Raw genomic sequence first — 21,219 nt, 5'->3', positions numbered from 1 at the left:
CGTGCCGCTTTGTCGATCACCAAACGGCAACATGTGGCAGGATCCTACAAAGTAGGTCGAAAACTCCCGTTTGGCATTGTTTCGGACCCTAGCCCTGTTGCTCCTGTTCCCGCTCATCCTGCAACTCGATGGCCTTTTGCCCTTTTGTCTTGATCTCACTCACAATCACCGCCACCACAATCAACGCTGCCCCCAGCATGGCAATCGGCGGGAACCGCTCGCCGGCGATCCGCCCGACTACCCCGGCCCACACCGGCTCACCGGCATAGATCAACGTGGCCCGTGTCGGCGAAACGCTTTGCTGCGCCCAATTCATGGCGACCTGGATCACCGCACTGGTCAGGCCCAGGCCCACGGCGCTGAACAATAGCAGCCAGGAGAACCCCGGCAGTGCCTCGCCCATCGGCACCACCATCAAAAACGACAGCAGCGACGCCGTCGCCAGTTGCACCACCGTCACCCGGCGTACGTCCACTTGCCCGGCGAACGCACTGATCAAAATGATTTCCGCCGCTATCGCCACGGCACCGATCAGGGTGGCGATTTCCCCGGGGCTGAAATTCAGCGAAGCCCCGGCGGGACCGGTCAACAACATCAACCCGGCAAACGCCACCATGATGCCGATGCTTGGCATCAACCCCGGGCGCCGGCCCAGCACCAGCCATTGCAGCAGCGGCACGAACGGCACATACAGCGCGGTGATGAACGCCGATTGGCTGCTCAGGATCGTCTGCAGGCCAATGGTCTGCAAGCCGTAGCCGAACATGATCGCTACGCCGATGAACACGCCCGCCTTCAGCTCGAACAACGTCAGGTCGCGCAGTGTACGCAAGGAAAAGAACCCGACCACAATCGCCGCCGCTGCAAAGCGCAGGCCCACGAAAAACATCGGTCCGCTGACAGTCATGGCATGCTGAACCAGCAAAAACGTGCCGCCCCAGATCATGGTGATAAACACCAGGATGCACTCGGCTTTGCTGAAACGGTGGAAACGCGAGGGGGAGTTCGGCGTGGTCATGGCGGCTCGGTCTTGCAAGGGAAAGGCACGGACCGCACAATGCGCCGCACGCTGGGCAGTATACTGCGCACACCCACCCATTGAGCAATATAGTGCACAAAGAAAATCCACAACGGGCCTCGGTCCTGCAGCACGTCAGCCAGAACGTTCGTCGCCTGCGTCATGCCGCCGACCTGAGCCAGACTGCGCTCTCGGAAAAGTCCGGGGTCAGCCGGCGCATGCTGGTGGCCATTGAGGCCGGGGAAAAGAACGTCAGCCTGTCCACCCTCGACCGTGTGGCCGAAGCGTTGGATGTGGCGTTCAGCGACCTGATTCAGGCACCGGATGTGCGCGATCACAGCCGCATCAACGAACTGGCCTGGGCGGGGGAAATCGACGGCAGCAAGGCGGTGTTGCTGGCCAAGGCCACGGCGCGGCGCGAGGTCGAGTTATGGGAGTGGCGTCTTGAACCGGGCGATCGTTATTGCCCGGACCCCGACCTGGAGGGGTGGAGCGAGCAACTGTTCGTCTTCGAGGGCAGCCTGACGTTGGTGGTCGGCGATCAGGAAAACACCATCGGCGCCGGCGAATTCTTCATGTTCGCCAGCCACCAGCCCCATGCCTATCGCAATGACGGTGACGTCGCCGTGCGCTTTGTGCGCAATGTGGTGATCTAACTGTTTGCCAGCCAACAGTGGATGCACACTTTGCTGGTTTGAAACTGCGGTTGTACGCCTGTTTACGCGGCAACCGGCTGATTTTACTGACGATTAAATTCAGGCACGACTCCTGCAAACACTCCAGTATCCCCTCGGAGCCTGGAGTCGGCCCATGTCTGCCCACCCTCAACAACCTGCCCATATCATCCGCTCGGACGCGGAGGCCATCGAGGTCGCCAAGCGCCTGGCCGAACGCTTTGCCGTCGACGCCAGCGCGCGTGACCGTGAGCGTCGCCTGCCCGTCGCCGAACTGGACGAGTTTTCCGCCAGCGGCCTGTGGGGCATCACCGTTCCCAAGGCCTATGGCGGCGCCGGGGTGTCCTATGTGACGGTGGCCGAGGTGATCAAGTTGATCTCCGCCGCCGACCCGTCATTGGGCCAAATCCCGCAGAACCACCTGGGCGTGGTGGACATCCTGCTGCAAACCGCCACCGAGGAACAAAAGCGCCACTACTTTGGCAAAGTCCTGGCGGGTTATCGCTTTGGTAACGCCTTCTCCGAGGCCAAGAGCAAAAACGCCGGCACCTTCGATACCCAGATTCGCTTCCACGGCGACACCGCGCAAATCAACGGTGAGAAGTTCTACTGCACCGGCGCGTTGTTCGCCCATATCGTGCCCACCGTGGGTAATAACGAAAAGGGTCAGGCCTTCATCGGCCTCGTCGAGCGCGATGCGCCTGGCCTGACCGTCATCGACAACTGGGACGGCTTCGGCCAGCGCACCACCGCCAGCGGCGGCGTGACCCTCGACGGTGTGACCGTGCCCTTGAGCGCGGTGGTTCCCGCCCACCTGGCGTTTGACCAGCCCACGGCCGATGGGCCGATTTCGCAAATTATCCAGGCGGCGGTCGACACCGGCATTGCCCTCGGCGCCCTTGAACAGGCAAAAATCTTTGCGCGGCAGGCCCGTCCGTGGATCGACAGCCAGCAGGATCACGGTTGGCAGGACCCGTTCACCATCGCCGCCATCGGCGACCTGGAGTGGCGTGTGCACGGCACCGAAGCGATCCTCGCCAAGGCCGGCCTGGCCGTCGACCGCGCCCTCGCCGAACCGAATGAAGACACCGTCGCCCAGGCTTCACTGGTGGTCGCCCAGGCCAAGGTCCTGTCGGCCGAAACTGCCTTGCTCGCCAGCAGCAAACTCTTCGAACTGGCCGGCACCCGCTCGGTCACCGCCAAGCACAACCTCGACCGCTTCTGGCGCAACGCGCGGACCCACACCCTGCACGACCCGGCCCGCTGGAAATACCACCTGATCGGCAATTTCGTGCTCAACGGCGTCAAGCCTGCGCGCCACGCCTGGAACTGAGGACCTGACCCATGACCGCCCTGACCCTCGCACGCCAACTGCTGGACAGCACCCGTCGCCACGTCGAAAAAAGCGACGACCCCTACGTGATCAGCCGCTTCGGCGATTGGCAGATTCGCGTGGATGTAGCGGCCGCCTTGCTTGAACGCGCCGAAACCGATCCAAGCCCGGTCGCCGTCACCGAAGCGCAGATCGCCGCCGCTGAAGCCTTGCTCTTTGCCAGCAACACCGAATTCGAACTGACCGGCCAACGCACCGCGCTGCCACCGACCCTGGATGATCCGTTGCGCTGGAAATACCAGGTCGTCGGCAACTACCACCTCAACGGAGTGCTGTGATGTCCCGTGAAATCCGCTTGAACGCCTTCGACATGAACTGCGTCGGCCACCAATCGCCGGGCCTGTGGGCGCATCCGCGCGATCGCTCGTGGCAGTACAAGGACCTTGAATACTGGACCGACCTGGCGAAGATTCTTGAGCGCGGCAAGTTCGACGGCCTGTTTATCGCCGACGTGCTGGGCATCTACGACGTGTACAACGGCAATGGCGACGCGGCGATTCGCCAGGCGACCCAGGTGCCGGTCAACGATCCGTTGTCGCTGATCGCACCGATGGCGCTGGTCACCGAGCACCTGGGTTTTGGCCTGACCGCGTCGCTGTCGTTCGAACACCCGTATCCGTTTGCACGCAGGCTGTCGACCCTCGACCACCTGACCAAGGGCCGCATCGGCTGGAACATCGTCACCTCCTACCTGGAAAGCGGCGCCAAGAACCTTGGCCAGAAAGCCCAGACCGAACACGACGCCCGCTACGACTATGCCGAGGAATACCTGGAGGTCTGCTACAAACTCTGGGAAGGCAGTTGGGAAGAGGGCGCGGTACTGCGCGACCGCGAACGTCGGATCTTCAGCGACCCGAGCAAGATCCACGAGATCCGCCACGTCGGCAAACACTTCCAGGTGCCCGGCATCCACCTGTGCGAACCCTCGCCGCAGCGCACGCCGGTGCTGTACCAGGCCGGTGCTTCCAGCCGTGGCAAGCAGTTCGCCGCCGAGCAGGCCGAATGCGTGTTCGTTGCCGCGCCGTCCAAGGTGCTGCTGAAAAAGACCGTCGCCGACATCCGCCGCCGTGCGGCCGAAGCCGGGCGCGACCCGAAGAAAATCCTGATTTTCAACTTGCAGACCGTGATCGTCGACGAGACCGACGCCAAGGCCAAGGCCAAGTTTGACGAATACAAATCCTATGCCAGTTATGAAGGTGCGATGGCGCTGATCTCCGGCTGGACCGGGATCGATTTCAGCCAGTTCAAGCCGGATGAACCGCTCAAGCATGTGCACACCAATGCGATTCAATCGGCGGTGGAAGCTTTCTCCACGGCGGACCCGAACAAGGTCTGGACCCCCAGCGAGCTGGCCGATTGGGTCGGTATCGGCGGCTTTGGCCCGCTGTTCGTCGGCGGCCCGGAAACCGTGGCGGACCTGTTGCAGGAGTGGGTCGAAGAGACCGACGTGGACGGATTCAACCTCGCCTATGCGCTGACCCATGAAACCTTTGTCGACGCCGTCGAATGGCTGGTGCCGGAGTTGCAGAAGCGCGGCGTGTACAAGACCGAATACGCCCAGGGCACATTGCGCGAGAAGTTGTTTGGCGACGGTGCAAGGTTGGGTGCGAACCACCCGGGCGCTGGCTATCGAAACCTTGCTGAGTCCCGCAAAGCAAATGTTGCGTAGCAACTGCGCAGCCTTGGCGAGGCTGCGAATGCCAATCCCCATCGCGGCCTCATCCCGTAGCAGCTGCCGAGCGCAAGCGAGGCTGCGTCGGCCGCGACTCGGGCTCGAATCGGCAGCGCGCCTGACGCAGCCTCGCTTGCGCTCGGCAACTGCTACGGACTTGCGTGGTGCTCGGTATCTACTTACGGGAAATTGAGTTTGATTTATTTCAGCCAGCGGACCACCGCACGCACACCCCCCAATAGGAGCAACCCCCTATGAGCGTGCACGAACCAACGGCCCTCCTGGAACACCTGCGCCACTGGGCGCAACTCACACCGTTGCACATCGCCCTGCGCCACAAGCGCCAGGGCCAGTGGTACGCCTGGCGCTGGATCGACACCTTGCGCGATGTCGAACGCCTGGCCGATGGTTTGCGCCAGCAAGGTTTCAATCAACAGTCACGCTTGGTGCTCAGCGGCGCCTTTGAGCCGAACCTGCTGTTGCTGGCGTTGGCGGCCCAGTCCGTCGGCGCACAGGTACTGACGCTGGCCGATAACCTCGAGCCGCAGGCCTTGGAGCAACAGCTGTGGCGTATTCATCCCAGCCATGCCTACGTTCAAGGTCGCCAGCGCGATTGGACCTTCACCCAGCGGTTGGATTTCGCCCAACTGCTCGGCCCCGTCGACCCGGCGCAACACCTGCAGCGCTGGTGGCAGCCCGCCGGTGAAACCGCGTTGTGGAGCGAGGAGGGCACCCACTGGCAAGGTGGCCTGGCGGTGGTGCTGGAGCAGTGGCTGAGCAGCGGCCACGGCCTGGCCTTCCCGGAAAGCCTGGCCTCGGCTCGACGTGATCGCAGCGACGTCGCGCCCACCGGCCTGCTGCTGTCGCCCGCCCGTTTGCTGCACCTGGCCGACGAGATCGAAAGCCGTCTGCCACCCCACGGCACCTGGCGTCGACGCCTGTGCGACTGGGCCATTGCCCACCCGCACAGCGGCCTGCGCCGCCTGCTGAAAAACCGCGTGCGCACACTGTTGGGCTTCCAGCGCCTGGCCTATATCTGGCAGCCCCTCAAATCCAATGCCGAGCCGACGTGGCTCGCCGAATTCAAACGGGAACGTGCATGAGCCAAGCCATTCTCCAGGTGCGGGACATCTCGCTGTCGTTCAAGGGCGTCAAGGCGATCAATGGGTTGTCGTTCGAGGTGGCGCGCGGGGAAATCTGCGCGTTGATCGGGCCCAACGGTGCCGGCAAAAGTTCATTGCTCAACGTCCTCAACGGCGTGTATCGCTTCGATGCCGGCGAGATCGTGTTCGAGGCGCAGCATTTCCAGCGTATCGACCCGCTGGGCGCCGCGCGTCGAGGCATTGGCCGTACCTTCCAGAACAACGCCCTGTTCAAGAAAATGAGTGTGCTCGACAACATCCTCACCGGCCTGTCGCGGCATATGCACACCAGCCTTATCGAACAGGCCCTCGGCTTGCCCCGCGCACGCCGTGAAGCCGACGCCTTCCGCCTGCGCGCCCAGGGCATCCTCGAGTTCCTGGAGCTGCAAGCCTACCGCGATGTGCTGGTGGGCAACCTGTCCTATGGCCTGCAAAAGCGTGTGGAACTGGGCCGTGCATTGATCGCCGGGCCCAGCCTGTTGCTGCTGGACGAACCCATGGCCGGCATGAACGCCGAGGAAAAACAGGAAATGGCGCGCTTTGTCGCCGACGTGAACCGCGACCTCGGCACCACCGTGGTGTTGATCGAGCATGACATGGGCGTGGTCATGGGGCTGTCCGACCATGTTGTGGTGCTCGACTACGGGCGCAAGGTCGGCGACGGCACCCCTGCCGAGGTGCAGGCCAATCCCGAGGTGATCGCGGCCTACCTGGGAGTGACGCACTGATGACGTTCTTCTTCGAAACCCTGCTCGGCGGCCTGCTCGCCGGCACCATGTATTCCCTGGTCGCCATCGGCTTCGTGCTGATCTACAAGGCCAGCGGCGTGTTCAATTTTGCCCAGGGCTCGATGCTGCTGTTTGCCGCGCTGACCTTCGTCAGCCTGCACGACCAGGGCGTGCCGTTTGCCCTGGCGTTGCTGTTGACGGTGATCGTGATGATTGTCGGCGCCTTGCTCATCGAGCGCCTGGTGCTGCGGCCGTTGGTGAACCGCTCGCAGATCACGCTGTTCATGGCGACGCTGGGCCTGTCGTTCATTATCGAAGGCCTGGCCCAGGGCGTGATGGGCTCGCAGGTGCGCGCTCTGGACCTGGGCATCGACGATGTACCGCTGTTCGTCGGGCCGCTGATGCTCAGCCAGTTCGACCTGATCGCCGCGGCCGTGGCCGTGGTGCTGGTGACGGTGCTGGCGCTGCTGTTCAACAAGACCCGTATCGGCGTGTCGCTGCGCGCGGTGGCGGATGACACCACGGCGGCGCTGTCCATCGGCATCAACCTCAACCGCATCTGGCAGATCGTCTGGGCGGTGGCCGGCATCGTCGGGCTGGTGGCGGGGTTGTTGTGGGGGGCGCGCCAGGGCGTGCAGTTTTCGCTGTCGCTGGTGGTGCTCAAGGCCTTGCCGGTGTTGATCATCGGCGGCTTCACCTCGATTGGCGGGGCAATTGTCGGCGGGCTGATTGTCGGTGCGGCGGAAAACCTCGCCGAGGTGTATATCGGCCCGCTGATCGGTGGCGGCATCACACCGTGGTTCGCCTATGTCCTGGCGTTGTCCTTCCTGTATATCCGTCCCGCCGGCCTGTTCGGCGAGCGCGCCATCGAGCGAGTCTGAAAGCATGTCGATCCCTGTTGCTGAACACACCGCCCCCTTGCTGCTGGTCCAGCGGCGCGTGCCCTGGAGCCTGCTCGGCCTGCTGGCGCTGGCGTTTATCGTGGTGCCGCTGTGGGGCAATGACTATTGGCTCAATGCGATCCTGATCCCGTTCCTGGTGCTGTCCCTGGCCGGGCTGGGCCTGAATTTACTCACCGGCTATACCGGGCAAACCTCGGTCGGTGCCGCCGGGTTCATGGCCGTCGGTGCCTTCGCCACCTATGGGTTTTTGCTGCGCCTGCCGGAGCTGGGCCTGCCGGTGGCGCTGCTCGGCGGTGGGATCATCAGCGCGCTGGTCGGGCTGCTGTTTGGCTTGCCCAGCTCGCGGATCAAAGGCTTCTACCTGATGGTCACCACGCTGGCCGCGCAGTTTTTCCTGGAGTGGCTGCTCGTCAAATTCCCCTGGTTCTACAACTACGGTTCGTCCGGAACCATTTCGGCGCCGAAGCTGGCGTTGTTCGGCCATGACCTCAACACGCCGCTGGGCCGCTACTGGCTGACCCTGGTCACGGTGCTGTTGTTGACCTGGGCCGCGGTCAACCTGGTGCGCAGCCAGGTGGGCCGCAATTGGATGGCGATCCGCGACATGGACACCGCCGCCGCCGTGGTCGGCATCCCGGTGGTGCGCTACAAGCGCCTGGCGTTTGCGGTCAGTTCGTTCTACCTCGGCATCGCCGGCGCGTTGTGGGCGTTTGCCTACCTGGGCACGGCCAGCGCCAGCAGCTTCGACATCAACCGCTCATTCCAGATCCTGTTCATCATCATTATCGGCGGCATGGGCAGCATTGCCGGCAACTTCGTCGGCGCGGCATTCATCAGTTTGCTGCCGATCTTCCTCAGCCATGCCGGGCAGGCGTTGTTCGGTGGTGCGGTGGATGCCGGGCAGTTGCAGAACCTGCAGAAAATCATTTTTGGCGTGTTGATCATCGTGTTCCTGATCAAGGAACCCGAGGGCTTGATTCGCCTGTTGCATAACCTTCGCGATCGGCTGCGTCAGTGGCCCCTACGTTTCTGACTGAATAAGAGAATCCCTATGCGTGCATCCTTGAAACGTTCCCTGGCCGGCGCCGCCTTCGCGCTGGCAGCCCTGGCCGGTGCCGTGCCCCAGGCGGTAGCCTCGGCCGACCAGCAGTTCTTTCCCCTGGCCACCTACCGGGTGGGTGCCTACGCCTCCAGCGGCGTGCAGGTGTGGGCCGGGATGATCGACTACCTGCGCTATATCAACGAGGTCGAAGGCGGCATCAATGGCGTCAAGCTGGTGTGGCAGGAATGCGAGACCGAGTGGACGGCGGAGAAGGGCATCGAGTGCTACGAGCGCTTTAAGAACGGCCTGGATGGCGCGCCGGTCGCGGTGTACCAGCCCAACGGTGCACCGGCGGCCTATGCGCTCAGTGAAAGGGCTGAGGTGGACAAGATCCCGCTGATCACCCTCGGCTACGGTCGCACCGAAGCCACCGACGGCACGGTGTTCCCGTACAACTTCCCGGTGATGCTGACGTTCTACAGCGAGGCGTCGACCCTGGTGAACTACATCGCCCAGCGCGAAGGCGGCTTCGACAAACTCAAGGGCAAGAAGATCGCCACGGTCTACCACGACTCGGCCTACGGTCGCGAAACCCTTGGCCCGCTGAAATTGCTGGCGGAAAAATACGGTTTTGAAAACATCCAGATTCCGGTGGCCGACCCGGGCAATGAGCAGTCCGCGCAATGGCGCCAGGTACGCCAGGCCAACCCGGATTGGGTGTTCCTGCGCACCTGGGGCGTGTCCACCCCGGTGGCGGTGAAAACCGCCGCCCGCTTTGGCTTCCCGGTGGACCATATCATCGGCGACATCTGGGCCAGCTCCAGCGAAGACGTATTGCCCGCAGGCGCCGCCGCCAAGGGCTACCTGGCGCTCACGCCTTACCCGGCAGGTGCGGATTTCGAGATCCACAAGCGCCTCAAGCAATACATCCTCGACAAGGGCCACAGCGACCTCAAGGACCTGAAGAATTTCGGCAGCGTCTACTACAACTCCGGCCTGGTGAACGCCGCCGTGGCCGTGGAAGCGATCCGCACCGGCCAGGCCAGGTTCGGCAAGCGTCCGCTCAATGGCGAAGAAGGCCGCTGGGGCCTGGAACACCTGAATATCGATGACGCGCGCTTGAAGGACATGGGCTACCTGGGCTTGATGCAGAACCTCAAGCTGTCGTGCCGCGACCACGAAGGCGGCGGCTCGGCGCGCGTGCAGCAATGGGACGGCGCCCACTGGACGCTGATCAGCGACTGGATCGCCGCCGACCGCGCCCTGTTGCGCCCGCTGATCGATGAAAAATCCGCGGCGTTCGCCAAGGAAAAAGGCCTGACGCCACGCACCTGCACCGGGGATGAATAAACCATGAGCCAGCTCGCCAGCGCAGCCACGCGCCCGTCGTTGTTGACGGTCAACGATATTGAAGTGATCTACGACGGCGCGATCCTCGCCGTGGCCGGGGTGTCGCTGAGCGTGCCCAAGGGCGCCATCGTCGCCTTGCTGGGGGCCAATGGCGCCGGCAAGAGCACCACCCTCAAGGCGATCTCCGGGCTGGTGCGTGCCGAGCGCGCCGAAGTCAGCCGGGGCGTGATCGAATACGCGGGCGTCGACCAGGCCGGCGTCGACCCCAGCCAGCGCGTGCGCCAGGGCATGGTGCATGTGCTGGAAGGCCGCCATGTCTTCGGCCAGCTCAGCGTCGAAGACAACCTGCGCAGCGGCGGCTTTGTCCGGCGCCTGAGCCGCAAGGCCATGGAGCAGGATCTGGAGCGCATCTACTCCTGGTTCCCCCGGCTCAAGACCAAGCGCCACACCCGCGCCGGCCTGACGTCCGGCGGCGAGCAGCAAATGGTCGCCATCGGTCGCGCGTTGATGACCCGTCCTACTTTGGTACTGCTCGACGAGCCGTCCATGGGTTTGGCGCCTATGATCGTGCAGGAGATCTTCGAGATCATCGCGCAGCTCAACCGCGAGCAGCAGGTGAGCTTCCTGATCGCCGAGCAGAACATCAACGTCGCGCTCAACTATGCGTCCCAGGGCTACGTGCTGGATACTGGGCGCGTGGCCTTGAGTGGCAGCGCTGCCGAGCTGTTGGCGCGGGGCGATTTGCACGACATTTATCTGGGTAAACAGTAAAGGCGAATGTGCATGACTGAATCCCTCCGCAACGCTGATGTGCTGATCATCGGCGGCGGCCTGAGCGGCACGATGCTGGCGGTGCAACTGCTGCGCCGGCCTGGGCAGCGCCGGATCCTGGTGATCGAACCGCGCGCCGAACTCGGCCGTGGCGAGGCCTACAGCGCCGTCGAACTGGGCCACACCCTGAACGGCAACGCGGCGCGCATGAGCGTCGACCCGGACAACGCCGACGACCTGACCCAATGGCTCACCGCCTACATCGCCGCCGGCGGTTGGCCCGAGTCGGACCAGCAGCACGTGCCCATCAGCGAGCTGTTCCCGCCACGCGGGATTTTTGGCCTGTATGCGCAGCAACGGCTGGCTGAAGCCAAGGCGTTGTCGGCGTCCACCGTCGAGCATATCCGCGCCGAAGTCGTCGACCTGCAGGTCGGCGACGATTCAGTGTTGCTGACCCTCGACAACGGCCAGCAACTGCGCGGCGCCCAGGCGGTGTTGGCCACCGGCATGTTCCCGGCGGCGCGCACACCGCAGACCCAGTCCAGTGGCTTGAACGCCGCCGCCGTGGACCCCTGGGACGTGCAGGCCATGACCCGGATCGACCCGCAGGCGCCGGTGCTGATCATCGGCTCCGGGTTGACCATGGTCGACGCCGTGGTGTCCCTGGAACAGGCCGGGCATCGTGGGCCCATCGAGGTGTTTTCACGCCACGGCTTGTTGCCCCATGTGCGCCGGCAGCCGCCGGGCTGGGACGATTTCCTCGCCGCCGACCACGCCTTGCGCAGCCCTCGGCAACTGCTGCGCGAAGTGCGTCGTCAATGCCGCCTGGCACTGGCGCAGGGCATCGATTGGCAGGCGCCACTGGACACCGTGCGCGCCCATATCGGCCGGCTGTGGAGCCAGGCCAGCGAGGGCGAGAAACGCCAGTTCGTGCGGCATGTACGGCCCTGGTGGGAAAGCCATCACCACCGCTCGCCGCCGTTGAGTGCACAGTTGGTGGCCCGGCTGCATGAGCAAGGGCGGTTGCGCATTCGCGCGGCGTCGTTCAAGGGGCTGGAGCCTTCGGGCGAGGGCGTGACCATTCGCTTGCGTTACCGTGGCGAGCAGGTGATCAGCCAAGTGTCGGGGGCGGCGCTGATCAACTCCAGCGGTATCGAATACGACTGGCGCCGCGTGGCCCGGCCGTTGCCGCAGCAGTTGCTCAAGCGCGGGCTGATCACGCCTGGGCCGTTGGCGTTGGGGATTGCGGCGGACACGTGCGGCGCAGTGCTGGATGCCCAGGGCCGGGTCAGTGCGCGATTATTCGCCATGGGCCCGCCGTTGAGGGGGATGTGGTGGGAGAGCACGGCGGTGACGGATGTGGCGCTTCAGGCCAAGGCATTGGCATTGGCATTGAAGTTGGCGCATTTCTAAATGTGGGAGGGGGCAAGCCCCAATGCCAGTCAGTTAAGGCTTTTTGTAGGAGCGAGCTTGCTCGCGAAAAACTCACAGGCGCCGCGTTCATTCAGGAAGCACGCGTTATCGTTGACGTTTTTCGCGAGCAAGCTCGCTCCTACAGGAGGCGATGTACGCTTAACTGACTGGCATGCCACAACAGCCCTCTCTGCCGGGCGTTCAGCGTTGAGCCAACGTTTTGTAGAAACCTATGCCCCTCCCACAGGGGATCTTCATTTATCTTGAGGTCTTTACGAAGCCGGGTTTTAGGCCGAATACTTCCACCCCCTGCGGCGTCGATTGCCCGGTAGTCACCTTCACCCGCTCCACCGGCTTATCCATCGCTTCTCGATACTCCACCGTCCTGTCCGCCTGGATCGCCTCGCTCGGAATCACCATCGCCTGCGCATTGTTGTAAGTGACGATGGTCAACCGCGCACTCATTCCCAGGCGCACCCGCTGCAACTGTTGCGGGGTCAGCTTGGGAATCGACAACGTCACCGGAAACTGCGCGCTGCCCTGGCTGTCGCTGGCAATCGCCAGGCCGCTGACCACGCTCACCGAGCCGCTCAGCCGTTCGCCGTCAAAACCGTCGCCCAGCACTTCCACCGCCTGGCCCTGGTGCAGTTGGTTGATGTCCAGCTCAGAGACCTTGGCGACGATTTTCAGCCGCTCGATATTGGCCAGGCCGAACAGCACCTGGCCCTGGCTGACCTTGCTGCCGGCCTGAATCGGCGCGTTGGTGTTGCCGCCGCCTTGGGGCGCATTGTTACCGGGGGCGGGCACCACGATGCCGGAGAACGGCGCCTTCACCTCCTTGCCTGCGAGCAGGGTGCGCAAGGCCTCGTATTTCACCGTGGCGTTGGTCAGTTCCATGTCGGCGATCTGGCGGTATTCGCCCTTGCCCTGGTCGAGGGCCTGTTGCAGTTCGCTGCGGGCGGAGGCGAGGTCCAGTTGCTGTTGCTGGGCCTGTTGCTTGAGGTCGTCCAGCTCATTGCGCGGGATGATGCCGCGCTTGAACAGGTTTTCGCTTTCGGTGAGTTTGCGTTGGGTATTGCCGGCGGTCATTTCGGCAGTGCGCAGGCTGCGGCGCGCACGGCTGACGGTGGGGCCGCTGTCCCAGTCCTGCAGCTCCTGCACGGCGCGGCGGGCCTTGAGCTGGGCGGAGAGGGCGTCGCGCAACTGCACTTCAAGGGTGGCCGGGTCCATGCGCAGCAGGACCTGGCCAGCCTCGACCCGCTGGCCTTGCTCCACCAGATTGGCCTGCACGTTGCCGTCGAACGGCGCCGTGAGGGTGAGGGTGGTGTCGGGTTCGATCTTGCCCACCAGGCCGATCTGGTGCACCAGCGGGTCGGGCTTGACGGCCAGCCATTGCTCGCCGGTGGTAGCCGGGCCTTCGGCCGGGCTGCGCAGGACCAGCCCGGCGCCGGCCAGCAGCACGATCAATACAGCGCCCAGCAGGCCTTTCTGTTTAATAGTCATTGAGGGTGATTTCCCAACTTTCCAGCGTCATGCCCAGGGTCAAGTCGAGCTGGGTCTGGGCGTTCAAATAAGCGATCAGGGCGTTGAGCTGCGCGTTTTCGGCATTGCGCAGGTCGGTCTCGAAACTCAGCACCTGGAAGTTGGTGGAGCGCCCGGCGCTGAGTTTCTCGCGTTCGATCTCGATCTTGCGCCGCGACAACTCCACCGCGCGCTGGGAGATTTCATACTGACGCCAGCGGGTGCCGAGGTCGCGTACCACGTCGTTGACGTTGCGTTCCAGTTCCTGGCGTGCGTCGGTGATGCGGATCTCCTGGTCCTCCACGTTGACCCGCGCGCGCACTTCGGCCTGGCGCGTGCTGATGTCGCCGATGGGGATCTGCACCTGCACCCCGGCGTAGCTGTCCCAGGTGCGGTTGTTGGTGCTGCCGGCATCGTTATTGTAGGCGTCGCGTATCTGGTTCGCGCCGGCCACCAGGTCCACCTGCCAGCGCCCGGAGTCCTTGGCGATCACCAGGTTGAGGTCGGCCTGCTGGCTGCCGAGCAGGGCGGCGAGGTATTCCGGTTGCTGGGTCTGCGCCAGGTTGAAAGCCTGGCGTTTGTCGATCTGCATGGGCTTGGCCTCCAGGGCTTCGGTGGCGCGAATCGGCGTGGACAGGTCCAGGGCCAGCAGGCGCAGCAAGGCCAGGCGGTTGGTGTCGAGCTGGTTCTGCGCTTCTTCGACGCCCAGTTGCTGGGTGGCGATGTCGGCTTCGGTCTGCACGATTTCGAATTCGGCCATGCGCCCGGCGCTGATCAAGGCCTTGTTCACCTCCAGCAAGGTGCCGGAGCGCTTAAGGGCGTCCTGTACGATGCTCAGTTGCTCCTGGGCCCGCAGCAGTTCGCGGTAGGTGGCGATGATCTGGCTGATGGTCTGCGCCACGGTCGCCTTGAGGTTCAGGCGGTTGGCCTGCTCCGACAGGCGCGACAGGCGCAACGGTGCGGTGGTGGCGTCCCAGCCGGCGCCGCGCATCAACGGCTGGATGATCGCCAGGTCGAGGCCGTCGCTGCGGTAGCGCCCGGCGCGGTCGGCGTTGTTCAGCTGCTGGGTCCAGGCCATGCTCAGGCGAGTGCCGTATTCACTGAGCAAGCTGGTGGCCGGCGCCACGTTGGCATTGCGCGCACTGTCCTGAGAGCCGCGGGTACTGCGGTAATAACTGTTGAGGGTGAGCTTGGGGTTGAACACGTCTTCGGCGACGCGCAGGTCGAACTTCTGCGCCACCCGTTGCAGGTAGGCGCTGCGGATCGCCGGGTTGTTGCGCAGGCCCAGGTACACGGCGTCACCCAGGGTCATGGTGGTGACCTGGGCATTCAAGGACACGCCCCGGTCGTAACCGCTGCGCGTGCTGCTGGGGGCCGACGGCTTGATGACCACCTCGGCGGCCATGCCGTGCAGGCTGATCAACACGAGCAACCCCAGCCATTTACTCATCGCGCAAGGCCTCCACCGGCTGCAACCGTGAGGCCGATACCGCCGGGTAGATGCCAAAGAACAAGCCCACCAGCAACGTACTGCCCACCCCCAGGGGCAGGGCGGCGACGGCCAGGTCGAATAGCCAGCCCGACAGCCAGGCATAGAGCCAGGCGGCGGTCATGCCAAGTACCGCACCGCACAGCGCGCCGACGGCGGTGAGGGTGACGGCTTCGAGCAGGAACAGGTTGCGGATGTCGCGCTGGCGAGCGCCCAGGGCCATGCGAATGCCGATCTCACGACGGCGCTCCGACACGTTCATCAGCATCACATTCATCACGCCTACACCGCCGCCGACCAGGGAAATGGCGCCGAGGGCCAGCAGCAGGTAGGCGAAGGTGCGGCTTTGCCGGGTCATGCCGTCGATCATTTGCTGGGGCACCTGGATGTCGACAGTGTGGTCGGTGAGCTGGGCCTGCAAGGCGCTGGCGGCTTCCCTGGCAATGTGTTCCATGTCCTGGCCGGGCGCGGCGCGGATAATTACATTGCCGATCTGCGGCATGGCATGGATGCGGCGCATGCCTTCGGCGGGAATGAACAACGACTCGTTGGCCTGTACCGGCATCAGCATTGCCCTGGGCTGGTTCTGCAGAATGCCCACCACCAGGAACAGGTAGTCGTTGATGCGCACGCGGTCGCCCAGTTGCAGCGGATCGCCCGGCGCGCCGAGGGCCTGGGCCAGCTGGTCACCGATCACGCCATAGGTTTCGTTGGCGTCGAAGCTAGACAGGAAGCGCCCCTGCCGTACCACCAGGCGCATCGCTGCCTGGATGTCCGGTGTGCTGCCGACGAGGTTGGCGTTGGTGGTGCGGCCATGGAACACGATGGGCCCGCTGAACAAGGTCAGCGCGCCGATATGGGCGATGCCCGGCACGGCCTGGCGCACGGCATCCAGGTCGAGCCTCGCAGGCGCGGGCACCGTGCTGTTGCCCTTGGGCGGGAACTGGGCGACCAGGGTGTCGGTGCCCATGTCCTTGAAAATCATCGCGGCATCCACCGCGGCGTTATGGCCGATATTGATCAGCGCCACCACCGACGAACTGCCGATGACGATGCCCAGCAGGGCCAGCACCGAGCGCTTGCCCAGGGTGCGCAGGCTGACGAAGGCTTCATGCAGCAGTTGGCTGAAGCTCTGTTCGACCCGCAGGCTCATAGGCGCCCGGCCTCGTGCACTACGCCGTTGCGCACCAGGATCTTGCGCTCCAGGCGCTCGGCGATATGCGGGTCGTGGGTGACGATGATCAGCGTGACCTGTTGCTCGCGGTTCAATGCCAGCAGCAGGTCCATGATGTCCTGGGCGGTGCTGCTGTCGAGGTTGCCGGTGGGCTCGTCGGCCAGGATCACCGACGGCTTGCCCACCAATGCACGGGCAATCGCCACACGTTGGCGCTGGCCGCCGGAGAGGTCGGCGGGGCGATGGTGGGCGCGCTCGGCCAGCCCGACCTGTTCGAGCATGCGCAGGGCCTGCGCCACCGATTCATGCCGCGATACACCGCGGTAGCTCAGGGGCAGGGCGACGTTGTCCAGGGCGCTGAGGCGCGGCAGCAGGTTGAAGCTCTGGAACACAAAGCCGATCTGCTGGTTGCGGATCGCCGCCAGTTGATCTGGAGTGGCGCTGAAAATATCGTGGCCGGCAAAGTGGTACTGGCCGCAATTGGGCAGGTCCAGCAGGCCGAGGATATTGAGCAGGGTGCTTTTGCCTGAGCCCGAGGCGCCGAGGATGCCGCAGCTGTCACCGCGCTCGATGGACAGGCACACCTCATTGAGAATGGTCAGTTCCTGCCCGGCGAGCTGATAGCGCTTGCCGATGCCTTGCAGGGAAATCAAGCCTGGGTGCGCGGGGGTATCTGTCATCGTGACTACGCCTGCAGTCTCGACGCTGCCGTCATGCGCCCTTTGTAAATCTTTGTAACAAGTTCGGGGGCTATCTGGTTCGCGTCACGGACTGGTTTTATTTCTTGTTTTTAAAATATTGTTTGAATACTAACCGTGTTCCCGGTGCTTCGCCAGCCGTGGATGTAGAGCGGTTTTACGCTTTGAAAAGATTTCCCTCGCCGGTACGGGGGTCTACCGAAAGGTCCCTGGCTTGCCTGAGAATCCCCATGGGCAAAGGCTTTGGATAGTATGGCGGTGTGTCACTACTTGCTTTCGACCGGCCACACCGGTATAAAAAATCAAATTATTTTTTAAAACAATATTTCCGCCGTGGAACCCTTATGGTCGCGAAGAAACTCAGCGCTCCAAACGTTACCAAGACTCGATTGCTGGATGCGACAGAGGCTCTCTTCATCAAATACGGCTATGACGCCGTGCTGCTGCGGCAGATTACCGAGCGCGCCCAGGTGAACCTGGCTGCGGTGAACTACCACTTCGGGGACAAGGACTCCCTGATGAAGACCCTGCTGATGCAACGCCTGGAGCCGCTCAACGAGCAGCGCCTGGAACTGCTGGCGCGTTGTGAAGCCGAGTCCGATGGCCCGCTTGATTGCGACACCTTGCTCGGTGTGCTCTTCGCTCCGGCCATGGGCCTGGAGCGTAGCGATCCGGCCAGCGCCAGTGGGGAAGGGCGTTCGTTCATCCGTTTCCTCGGTCGGGTGTACAGCGACACCTCGCCGTTTATCCAGGAATACCTCAAGGTGCATTACCAGCCGGTGTTCCAGCGCTTCTTCGAAGCCTTCGCCCTGGCCTTGCCGGACTTGCCGCGCAATGAGCTGGGAGTGCGCCTGCAATTTGCCCTCAAGGCGATTTCCGGGGTCATGGCCGGCACCGAGCTGCGCCTGTTGATGAACTCCATGAGCCTGGGCCGCCCGGCGACCGATGCCGAGGTGATGGCCAAGCTGATCACCCTGGTCTCGGCGGCGATTCGTGTGCCGCAGCAAAGCCCGGAAGCCGAACACGCGCTGGCCAAGGTGCTGGATACCCAGCGCGCCATTCGCGAGCAAGCGACTGCGCCCGCTGCCAAGGCCTCGCGCTGACTCAAACCCCAGGCAAAAAAAAGCCCGCTGGGGCGGCGGGCTTGATGTGCAACATTTGTAACGGATGAGGCTTCACCCTACGTCTGCGGATGTGAATAAAACGTGAAAAAAATGTAGGAAAAAGTTAGAGGCTCAAAAAGACCTATTGGCAGGCGGCCAGGTGCCTTTCGTCGGCACCTGTTAACTCTGACAGTAGGCGACCTCCTTGTTTGGGTATTTGATGCACCCAACACTCAGTCCATCGGAAAGTGGACTGTGGTGACTATGACAAGGAGCCGCGCAATGACCCCAGTCAAACAGAAACGTCAGTTGGAACCTGTAGATATTCCGTTGATGTTTCCCCGGATTGAGGATGATGTGGAGGCGGCGGACGGTGGAATCGGCAGGCTCCATGTGACGCGTGACCTGGTTGTTTACGTGACTTATCCCTTTGCCGCGCCGGTGGGTACGACATTTCAGCTGATATGGCAGGGGGGGACCCCCGTGGGTTTCTATCTCGTACGTGATGGCGACTCACCCCGCACCCGCTACCCGATCACCGTCCCCGCTCACTCCATCCTTGAGGGGTGGGCTGACGCGGTGTACTGCAAGATCATCCCGGACAATGAGGCTCCCCAGCAGACCCCGCCGTTGCGCCTTAGGGTCAACCTGCAGAGACCTGGCGGCAAGGCACCCGAACCCACGGATAAAGGCCATGGCGGGCTGGTATTTGATCTTGAACCCCAAGTAGCGCTGGAAGGCGTCGATGAAGGAAAGGCCAGGGAGGGTGTCGCCGTCATCTGCCGCAAGTGGGAGAACATGGCCCCTTATGACGTCATTACACTGGTTTGGGGCTCGGAAAAGCTCGAGCGCCAGGTACAGCCGGCTGAGGTGGGCCGCGATATTCAGGTCACCGTGACTCCCGAGATGATCCGCGCCGCCGGCGACAGTGACATTCTCCCCGTGGCAATGACCGTGACGGGGAATACCGGTAATTTGCCGGACGAAAATGCACTGTGGTCAGTCGTCTCGTATGTAGAGGTGCATGCCAATAGCCAGCGCCTGGAGCAGCCTTGGGTCCACTACCCTCAGACCGAATCTGAAATCAACCTTGCGGCTATCGGCAATGATGCGGTGCGGATTGGTTTTTACCTGACCTCGGAAGATGCCCGGCGCTACACCCATGTCCATTTTTACTGGATAGGCACCCAAGAAGAGGGCGGTTCGGTTCCCCATTCTGAAATGCGGGAGCTCGCCGGTGCCATGGCCTATTATTTCGAGGTGCCCAATGGCTTGGTCGCGGCCATTGCCAGGGGGCGTGCAATTGCCTATTACGTGCTCGACAGCCAGGACGGTAGCAGCGTTCGTTCAAACTACCGGCATTTGAGCGTCGTTGGGGAAATCAGGCAATGGCTGCCACCCACCGTGGAAGGAGAGGCTGGCGGAGAGATTGATCCCGACCTGCCGGAAATCAGAATCCACATCCCGGTACAACCGGGCTGGCAATCATTTGAATCTCTTGAGTTGATACTACTGGCCAGCGATGTGGGAGGCACCATTGAACACCGTGTTGGAGTTACCCTCGGTGAAACTCCTCCCGATGAGGATCATTTGACGGTGGCGATTGATGGCGATGACCTCCGGCGATTCAAAGGCCGCTTGACCGATGTGTTCTACAGCGCGTCCAAGAGTGGCGAAACGCCTCGTGATTCTTTGCGTCGAACATTGAGAATCGGTGAGCTGCAGCCGGATATGCCCTCGCCGATCGTTAAAGACGAGCAAGACGGTGTCCTCCACCTGGATGACGTATCACCATTCGGCACGCCTATAGAGGCGCCTTTCAGCGATGTGCAGTTCGGTGACTGGATAACGTTATGCATCAAGGGCGTGCACAGTGTGAATCTGCCAAAGCAGGTGAATATCCCCGGCGTTGCCGTATTGTTTGAAGTATTGCCACAAGACCTGGAGCCCAACCGTGGCGAAGATACCTCTCTCTACTACACCCTCAAACGGGGGAACTTGCCTGAGCGCTATTCCCTGACCACGCCCTTGCATATTGTCTGAGGCCGCTCGGTCAGATCTTCCAGTGGCTGGCGCTCTTCGCCAGCCGTTGGCGCATCGCGTCCACATTCGCCGCCAGTTGCACCGTCAACAATCGATACCCATCCAGCGCACTGTAAACCGGCGCATCCAGCGTGGGCTCGCCGCCGCCGATAGGGCTGGGGCGCTCCAGGCGTTCCGTGACGCCCGACTTCAATGCCCGTGCCATCCCCACCAACTGCACTCGAATCTGCCGGTGTTCGGCTTTCAATATCACTTGCATGCGCGCCATCGCTTGTTCATCGCGCGGGTCCGGTCGCGTGTTGCCGAGAATCTCCAGGGTACTCATGCACATGCGCAGGTGCCGTTGGATGGCGTCCAGTTCGGTCATGGAAATCCGCACTTCCTTGGACACCGACGGCATCAGCGAGCGCAATTGCAGCATCGCCGCATTCAAGCGGTTCAGCAGTTTGAGGTGTTCATCGTCAGTGACCGACTGGCCATTGATGATCCGGCTATAGATCGCGGCACAATCGCGCAACGCGCTGGCCAGGTTGTAGCGCCACGAGTACACCGCATACAGCGGCAGGGCGAAGGAGAACGCCAACGCCAGCACGATACCGATCAGGATGTCGACCGTGCGCCACAAGCCATCCGAGATCGGATTGTCACCGTGCCCGGCGACGATAAACACCGTGATCGCCGACAACAGCGCGATGTAGCCGCCCTTGCCGATGGCGTGATAGGAAAAGAACCCGCACACCACCGACATCAGCAAGTAGGTCAACAGCGGCTGGCCGAAGTAGGCCTGTTGCACCACCAGCAACAAGCCGACGCTGGCGCCGATCAAGGTGCCGTAGGCGCGTTCCACGGCTTTCTTGCCGATATTGCCGTGGTGCTGCAAGCCGCCGATCACAATCAGCATGGTCACCGACGCCCATTCACCATGGGGCAGGTTGATGCCGGTGGTCAGCAGGATCGTCGCCAGCAAACCGATGGACACGCGCACGGCGTGGATCAGCTTGGCGTGACGATAGCGGCGGTAGGGGTCGAGCAAGGGGCGCAGCAGGCGCCGGGCGAAGAGTGGCAGGTTCATCGGTAATTAAAGTG

Annotated in this window: 19 protein-coding genes; 13 read left to right on the top strand and 6 right to left on the bottom strand. The window is 62.9% G+C overall.

Translation table 11 applies throughout. The features are described 5' to 3' along the window. Positions 1 to 88: 88 nt before the first annotated feature. A complete protein-coding gene (locus V3W40_RS07730; RefSeq protein ID WP_330214780.1) occupies positions 89 to 1,018 on the bottom strand; it encodes a DMT family transporter in 930 nt (309 codons plus the stop codon). Between the two features lie 92 nt (positions 1,019 to 1,110). Between V3W40_RS07730 and V3W40_RS07725 the strand changes: the two genes are divergently transcribed. From V3W40_RS07725 to V3W40_RS07675, 11 genes are all read left to right on the top strand, one after another. Then, positions 1,111 to 1,674: a helix-turn-helix domain-containing protein gene (locus V3W40_RS07725; RefSeq protein ID WP_330214779.1), complete on the top strand. Its 564-nt coding sequence runs from the start codon at positions 1,111 to 1,113 to the stop codon at positions 1,672 to 1,674. Between the two features lie 154 nt (positions 1,675 to 1,828). Continuing rightward, positions 1,829 to 3,025 (top strand): SfnB family sulfur acquisition oxidoreductase, encoded by a 1,197-nt coding sequence (locus V3W40_RS07720; RefSeq protein ID WP_330214778.1) that lies wholly within the window; start codon positions 1,829 to 1,831, stop codon positions 3,023 to 3,025. Between the two features lie 11 nt (positions 3,026 to 3,036). Then, positions 3,037 to 3,363 (top strand): acyl-CoA dehydrogenase, encoded by a 327-nt coding sequence (locus tag V3W40_RS07715; protein ID WP_065927040.1) that lies wholly within the window; start codon positions 3,037 to 3,039, stop codon positions 3,361 to 3,363. Then, positions 3,363 to 4,754 carry an LLM class flavin-dependent oxidoreductase gene (locus V3W40_RS07710; protein WP_315872146.1) on the top strand — a complete coding sequence of 464 codons (1,392 nt, stop codon included), beginning with the start codon at positions 3,363 to 3,365 and terminating at the stop codon, positions 4,752 to 4,754. Before V3W40_RS07715 ends, V3W40_RS07710 begins: the two co-directional genes overlap by 1 nt. A gap of 257 nt (positions 4,755 to 5,011) precedes the next feature. Further along, positions 5,012 to 5,860 (top strand): AMP-binding protein, encoded by an 849-nt coding sequence (locus V3W40_RS07705; RefSeq protein WP_259193312.1) that lies wholly within the window; start codon positions 5,012 to 5,014, stop codon positions 5,858 to 5,860. Beyond that, a complete protein-coding gene (locus tag V3W40_RS07700) occupies positions 5,857 to 6,627 on the top strand; it encodes an ABC transporter ATP-binding protein (protein WP_065927043.1) in 771 nt (256 codons plus the stop codon). The genes V3W40_RS07705 and V3W40_RS07700 overlap by 4 nt, the downstream gene beginning before the upstream one ends. Continuing rightward, complete coding sequence (locus V3W40_RS07695) at positions 6,627 to 7,508, top strand: branched-chain amino acid ABC transporter permease (protein ID WP_027606301.1); 882 nt, start codon at positions 6,627 to 6,629, stop codon at positions 7,506 to 7,508. The genes V3W40_RS07700 and V3W40_RS07695 overlap by 1 nt, the downstream gene beginning before the upstream one ends. A 4-nt stretch (positions 7,509 to 7,512) precedes the next feature. Further along, positions 7,513 to 8,562, top strand: a complete 1,050-nt coding sequence (locus V3W40_RS07690; protein ID WP_330214777.1) for a branched-chain amino acid ABC transporter permease — start codon at positions 7,513 to 7,515, stop codon at positions 8,560 to 8,562. An 18-nt stretch (positions 8,563 to 8,580) separates the two neighbouring features. Next, positions 8,581 to 9,921 (top strand): ABC transporter substrate-binding protein, encoded by a 1,341-nt coding sequence (locus V3W40_RS07685; RefSeq protein WP_065940088.1) that lies wholly within the window; start codon positions 8,581 to 8,583, stop codon positions 9,919 to 9,921. Positions 9,922 to 9,924: 3 nt separating this feature from the next. Then, entirely contained in the window at positions 9,925 to 10,692 is a 768-nt protein-coding gene (locus V3W40_RS07680; protein ID WP_330214776.1) for an ABC transporter ATP-binding protein, read from the top strand. 12 nt (positions 10,693 to 10,704) lie between these two features. Next, positions 10,705 to 12,105: an FAD/NAD(P)-binding protein gene (locus tag V3W40_RS07675; protein WP_330214775.1), complete on the top strand. Its 1,401-nt coding sequence runs from the start codon at positions 10,705 to 10,707 to the stop codon at positions 12,103 to 12,105. Positions 12,106 to 12,363: 258 nt separating this feature from the next. On the opposite strand, the gene V3W40_RS07670 is transcribed toward V3W40_RS07675, so the two are convergent. The 4 genes from V3W40_RS07670 to V3W40_RS07655 are packed head-to-tail and all read right to left on the bottom strand — an operon-like array spanning position 12,364 to position 16,969. Then, entirely contained in the window at positions 12,364 to 13,608 is a 1,245-nt protein-coding gene (locus tag V3W40_RS07670) for an efflux RND transporter periplasmic adaptor subunit (RefSeq protein ID WP_330214774.1), read from the bottom strand. Further along, entirely contained in the window at positions 13,598 to 15,076 is a 1,479-nt protein-coding gene (locus V3W40_RS07665) for a TolC family protein (RefSeq protein ID WP_330214773.1), read from the bottom strand. Before V3W40_RS07665 ends, V3W40_RS07670 begins: the two co-directional genes overlap by 11 nt. After that, positions 15,069 to 16,268, bottom strand: coding sequence for an ABC transporter permease (locus tag V3W40_RS07660; protein ID WP_065948361.1), 1,200 nt, complete (start codon positions 16,266 to 16,268; stop codon positions 15,069 to 15,071). The genes V3W40_RS07665 and V3W40_RS07660 overlap by 8 nt, the downstream gene beginning before the upstream one ends. Then, positions 16,265 to 16,969, bottom strand: coding sequence for an ABC transporter ATP-binding protein (locus V3W40_RS07655; protein ID WP_137212171.1), 705 nt, complete (start codon positions 16,967 to 16,969; stop codon positions 16,265 to 16,267). Before V3W40_RS07655 ends, V3W40_RS07660 begins: the two co-directional genes overlap by 4 nt. Before the next feature lie 362 nt (positions 16,970 to 17,331). Between V3W40_RS07655 and V3W40_RS07650 the strand changes: the two genes are divergently transcribed. Continuing rightward, positions 17,332 to 18,090 carry a TetR/AcrR family transcriptional regulator gene (locus V3W40_RS07650; RefSeq protein ID WP_330214772.1) on the top strand — a complete coding sequence of 253 codons (759 nt, stop codon included), beginning with the start codon at positions 17,332 to 17,334 and terminating at the stop codon, positions 18,088 to 18,090. Positions 18,091 to 18,372: 282 nt separating this feature from the next. Continuing rightward, positions 18,373 to 20,133 carry a hypothetical protein gene (locus V3W40_RS07645; RefSeq protein ID WP_330214771.1) on the top strand — a complete coding sequence of 587 codons (1,761 nt, stop codon included), beginning with the start codon at positions 18,373 to 18,375 and terminating at the stop codon, positions 20,131 to 20,133. A gap of 10 nt (positions 20,134 to 20,143) precedes the next feature. Here the strand turns inward: V3W40_RS07645 and V3W40_RS07640 are convergent, their stop codons facing one another. Then, the gene (locus tag V3W40_RS07640) at positions 20,144 to 21,205 is read right to left on the bottom strand and encodes an FUSC family protein (protein ID WP_330214770.1); all 1,062 of its coding nucleotides are present in this window, start codon (positions 21,203 to 21,205) and stop codon (positions 20,144 to 20,146) included. Between the last annotated feature and the right edge of the window lie 14 nt (positions 21,206 to 21,219).

This window comes from Pseudomonas sp. AM8 (assembly GCF_036346475.1).
GTDB classification, from domain to species: Bacteria; Pseudomonadota; Gammaproteobacteria; order Pseudomonadales; family Pseudomonadaceae; genus Aquipseudomonas; species Aquipseudomonas marginalis.
Note: the sequence above shows the minus strand (reverse complement) of the source record. Positions and strands in the feature narration are given on the sequence as shown.

Bases quoted from the DNA above. Each gene is read 5' to 3' on its own strand.
- V3W40_RS07680 (WP_330214776.1), top strand. From the start codon at position 9,925: ATGAGCCAGCTCGCCAGCGCAGCCACGCGCCCGTCGTTGTTGACGGTC.
- V3W40_RS07665 (WP_330214773.1), bottom strand. From the start codon at position 15,076: ATGAGTAAATGGCTGGGGTTGCTCGTGTTGATCAGCCTGCACGGCATG.
- V3W40_RS07685 (WP_065940088.1), top strand. From the start codon at position 8,581: ATGCGTGCATCCTTGAAACGTTCCCTGGCCGGCGCCGCCTTCGCGCTG.
- V3W40_RS07700 (WP_065927043.1), top strand. From the start codon at position 5,857: ATGAGCCAAGCCATTCTCCAGGTGCGGGACATCTCGCTGTCGTTCAAG.
- V3W40_RS07640 (WP_330214770.1), bottom strand. From the start codon at position 21,205: ATGAACCTGCCACTCTTCGCCCGGCGCCTGCTGCGCCCCTTGCTCGAC.
- V3W40_RS07720 (WP_330214778.1), top strand. From the start codon at position 1,829: ATGTCTGCCCACCCTCAACAACCTGCCCATATCATCCGCTCGGACGCG.
- V3W40_RS07715 (WP_065927040.1), top strand. From the start codon at position 3,037: ATGACCGCCCTGACCCTCGCACGCCAACTGCTGGACAGCACCCGTCGC.
- V3W40_RS07645 (WP_330214771.1), top strand. From the start codon at position 18,373: ATGACCCCAGTCAAACAGAAACGTCAGTTGGAACCTGTAGATATTCCG.
- V3W40_RS07670 (WP_330214774.1), bottom strand. From the start codon at position 13,608: ATGACTATTAAACAGAAAGGCCTGCTGGGCGCTGTATTGATCGTGCTG.
- V3W40_RS07690 (WP_330214777.1), top strand. From the start codon at position 7,513: ATGTCGATCCCTGTTGCTGAACACACCGCCCCCTTGCTGCTGGTCCAG.
- V3W40_RS07655 (WP_137212171.1), bottom strand. From the start codon at position 16,969: ATGACAGATACCCCCGCGCACCCAGGCTTGATTTCCCTGCAAGGCATC.
- V3W40_RS07675 (WP_330214775.1), top strand. From the start codon at position 10,705: ATGACTGAATCCCTCCGCAACGCTGATGTGCTGATCATCGGCGGCGGC.
- V3W40_RS07730 (WP_330214780.1), bottom strand. From the start codon at position 1,018: ATGACCACGCCGAACTCCCCCTCGCGTTTCCACCGTTTCAGCAAAGCC.
- V3W40_RS07650 (WP_330214772.1), top strand. From the start codon at position 17,332: ATGGTCGCGAAGAAACTCAGCGCTCCAAACGTTACCAAGACTCGATTG.
- V3W40_RS07660 (WP_065948361.1), bottom strand. From the start codon at position 16,268: ATGAGCCTGCGGGTCGAACAGAGCTTCAGCCAACTGCTGCATGAAGCC.
- V3W40_RS07710 (WP_315872146.1), top strand. From the start codon at position 3,363: ATGTCCCGTGAAATCCGCTTGAACGCCTTCGACATGAACTGCGTCGGC.
- V3W40_RS07705 (WP_259193312.1), top strand. From the start codon at position 5,012: ATGAGCGTGCACGAACCAACGGCCCTCCTGGAACACCTGCGCCACTGG.
- V3W40_RS07695 (WP_027606301.1), top strand. From the start codon at position 6,627: ATGACGTTCTTCTTCGAAACCCTGCTCGGCGGCCTGCTCGCCGGCACC.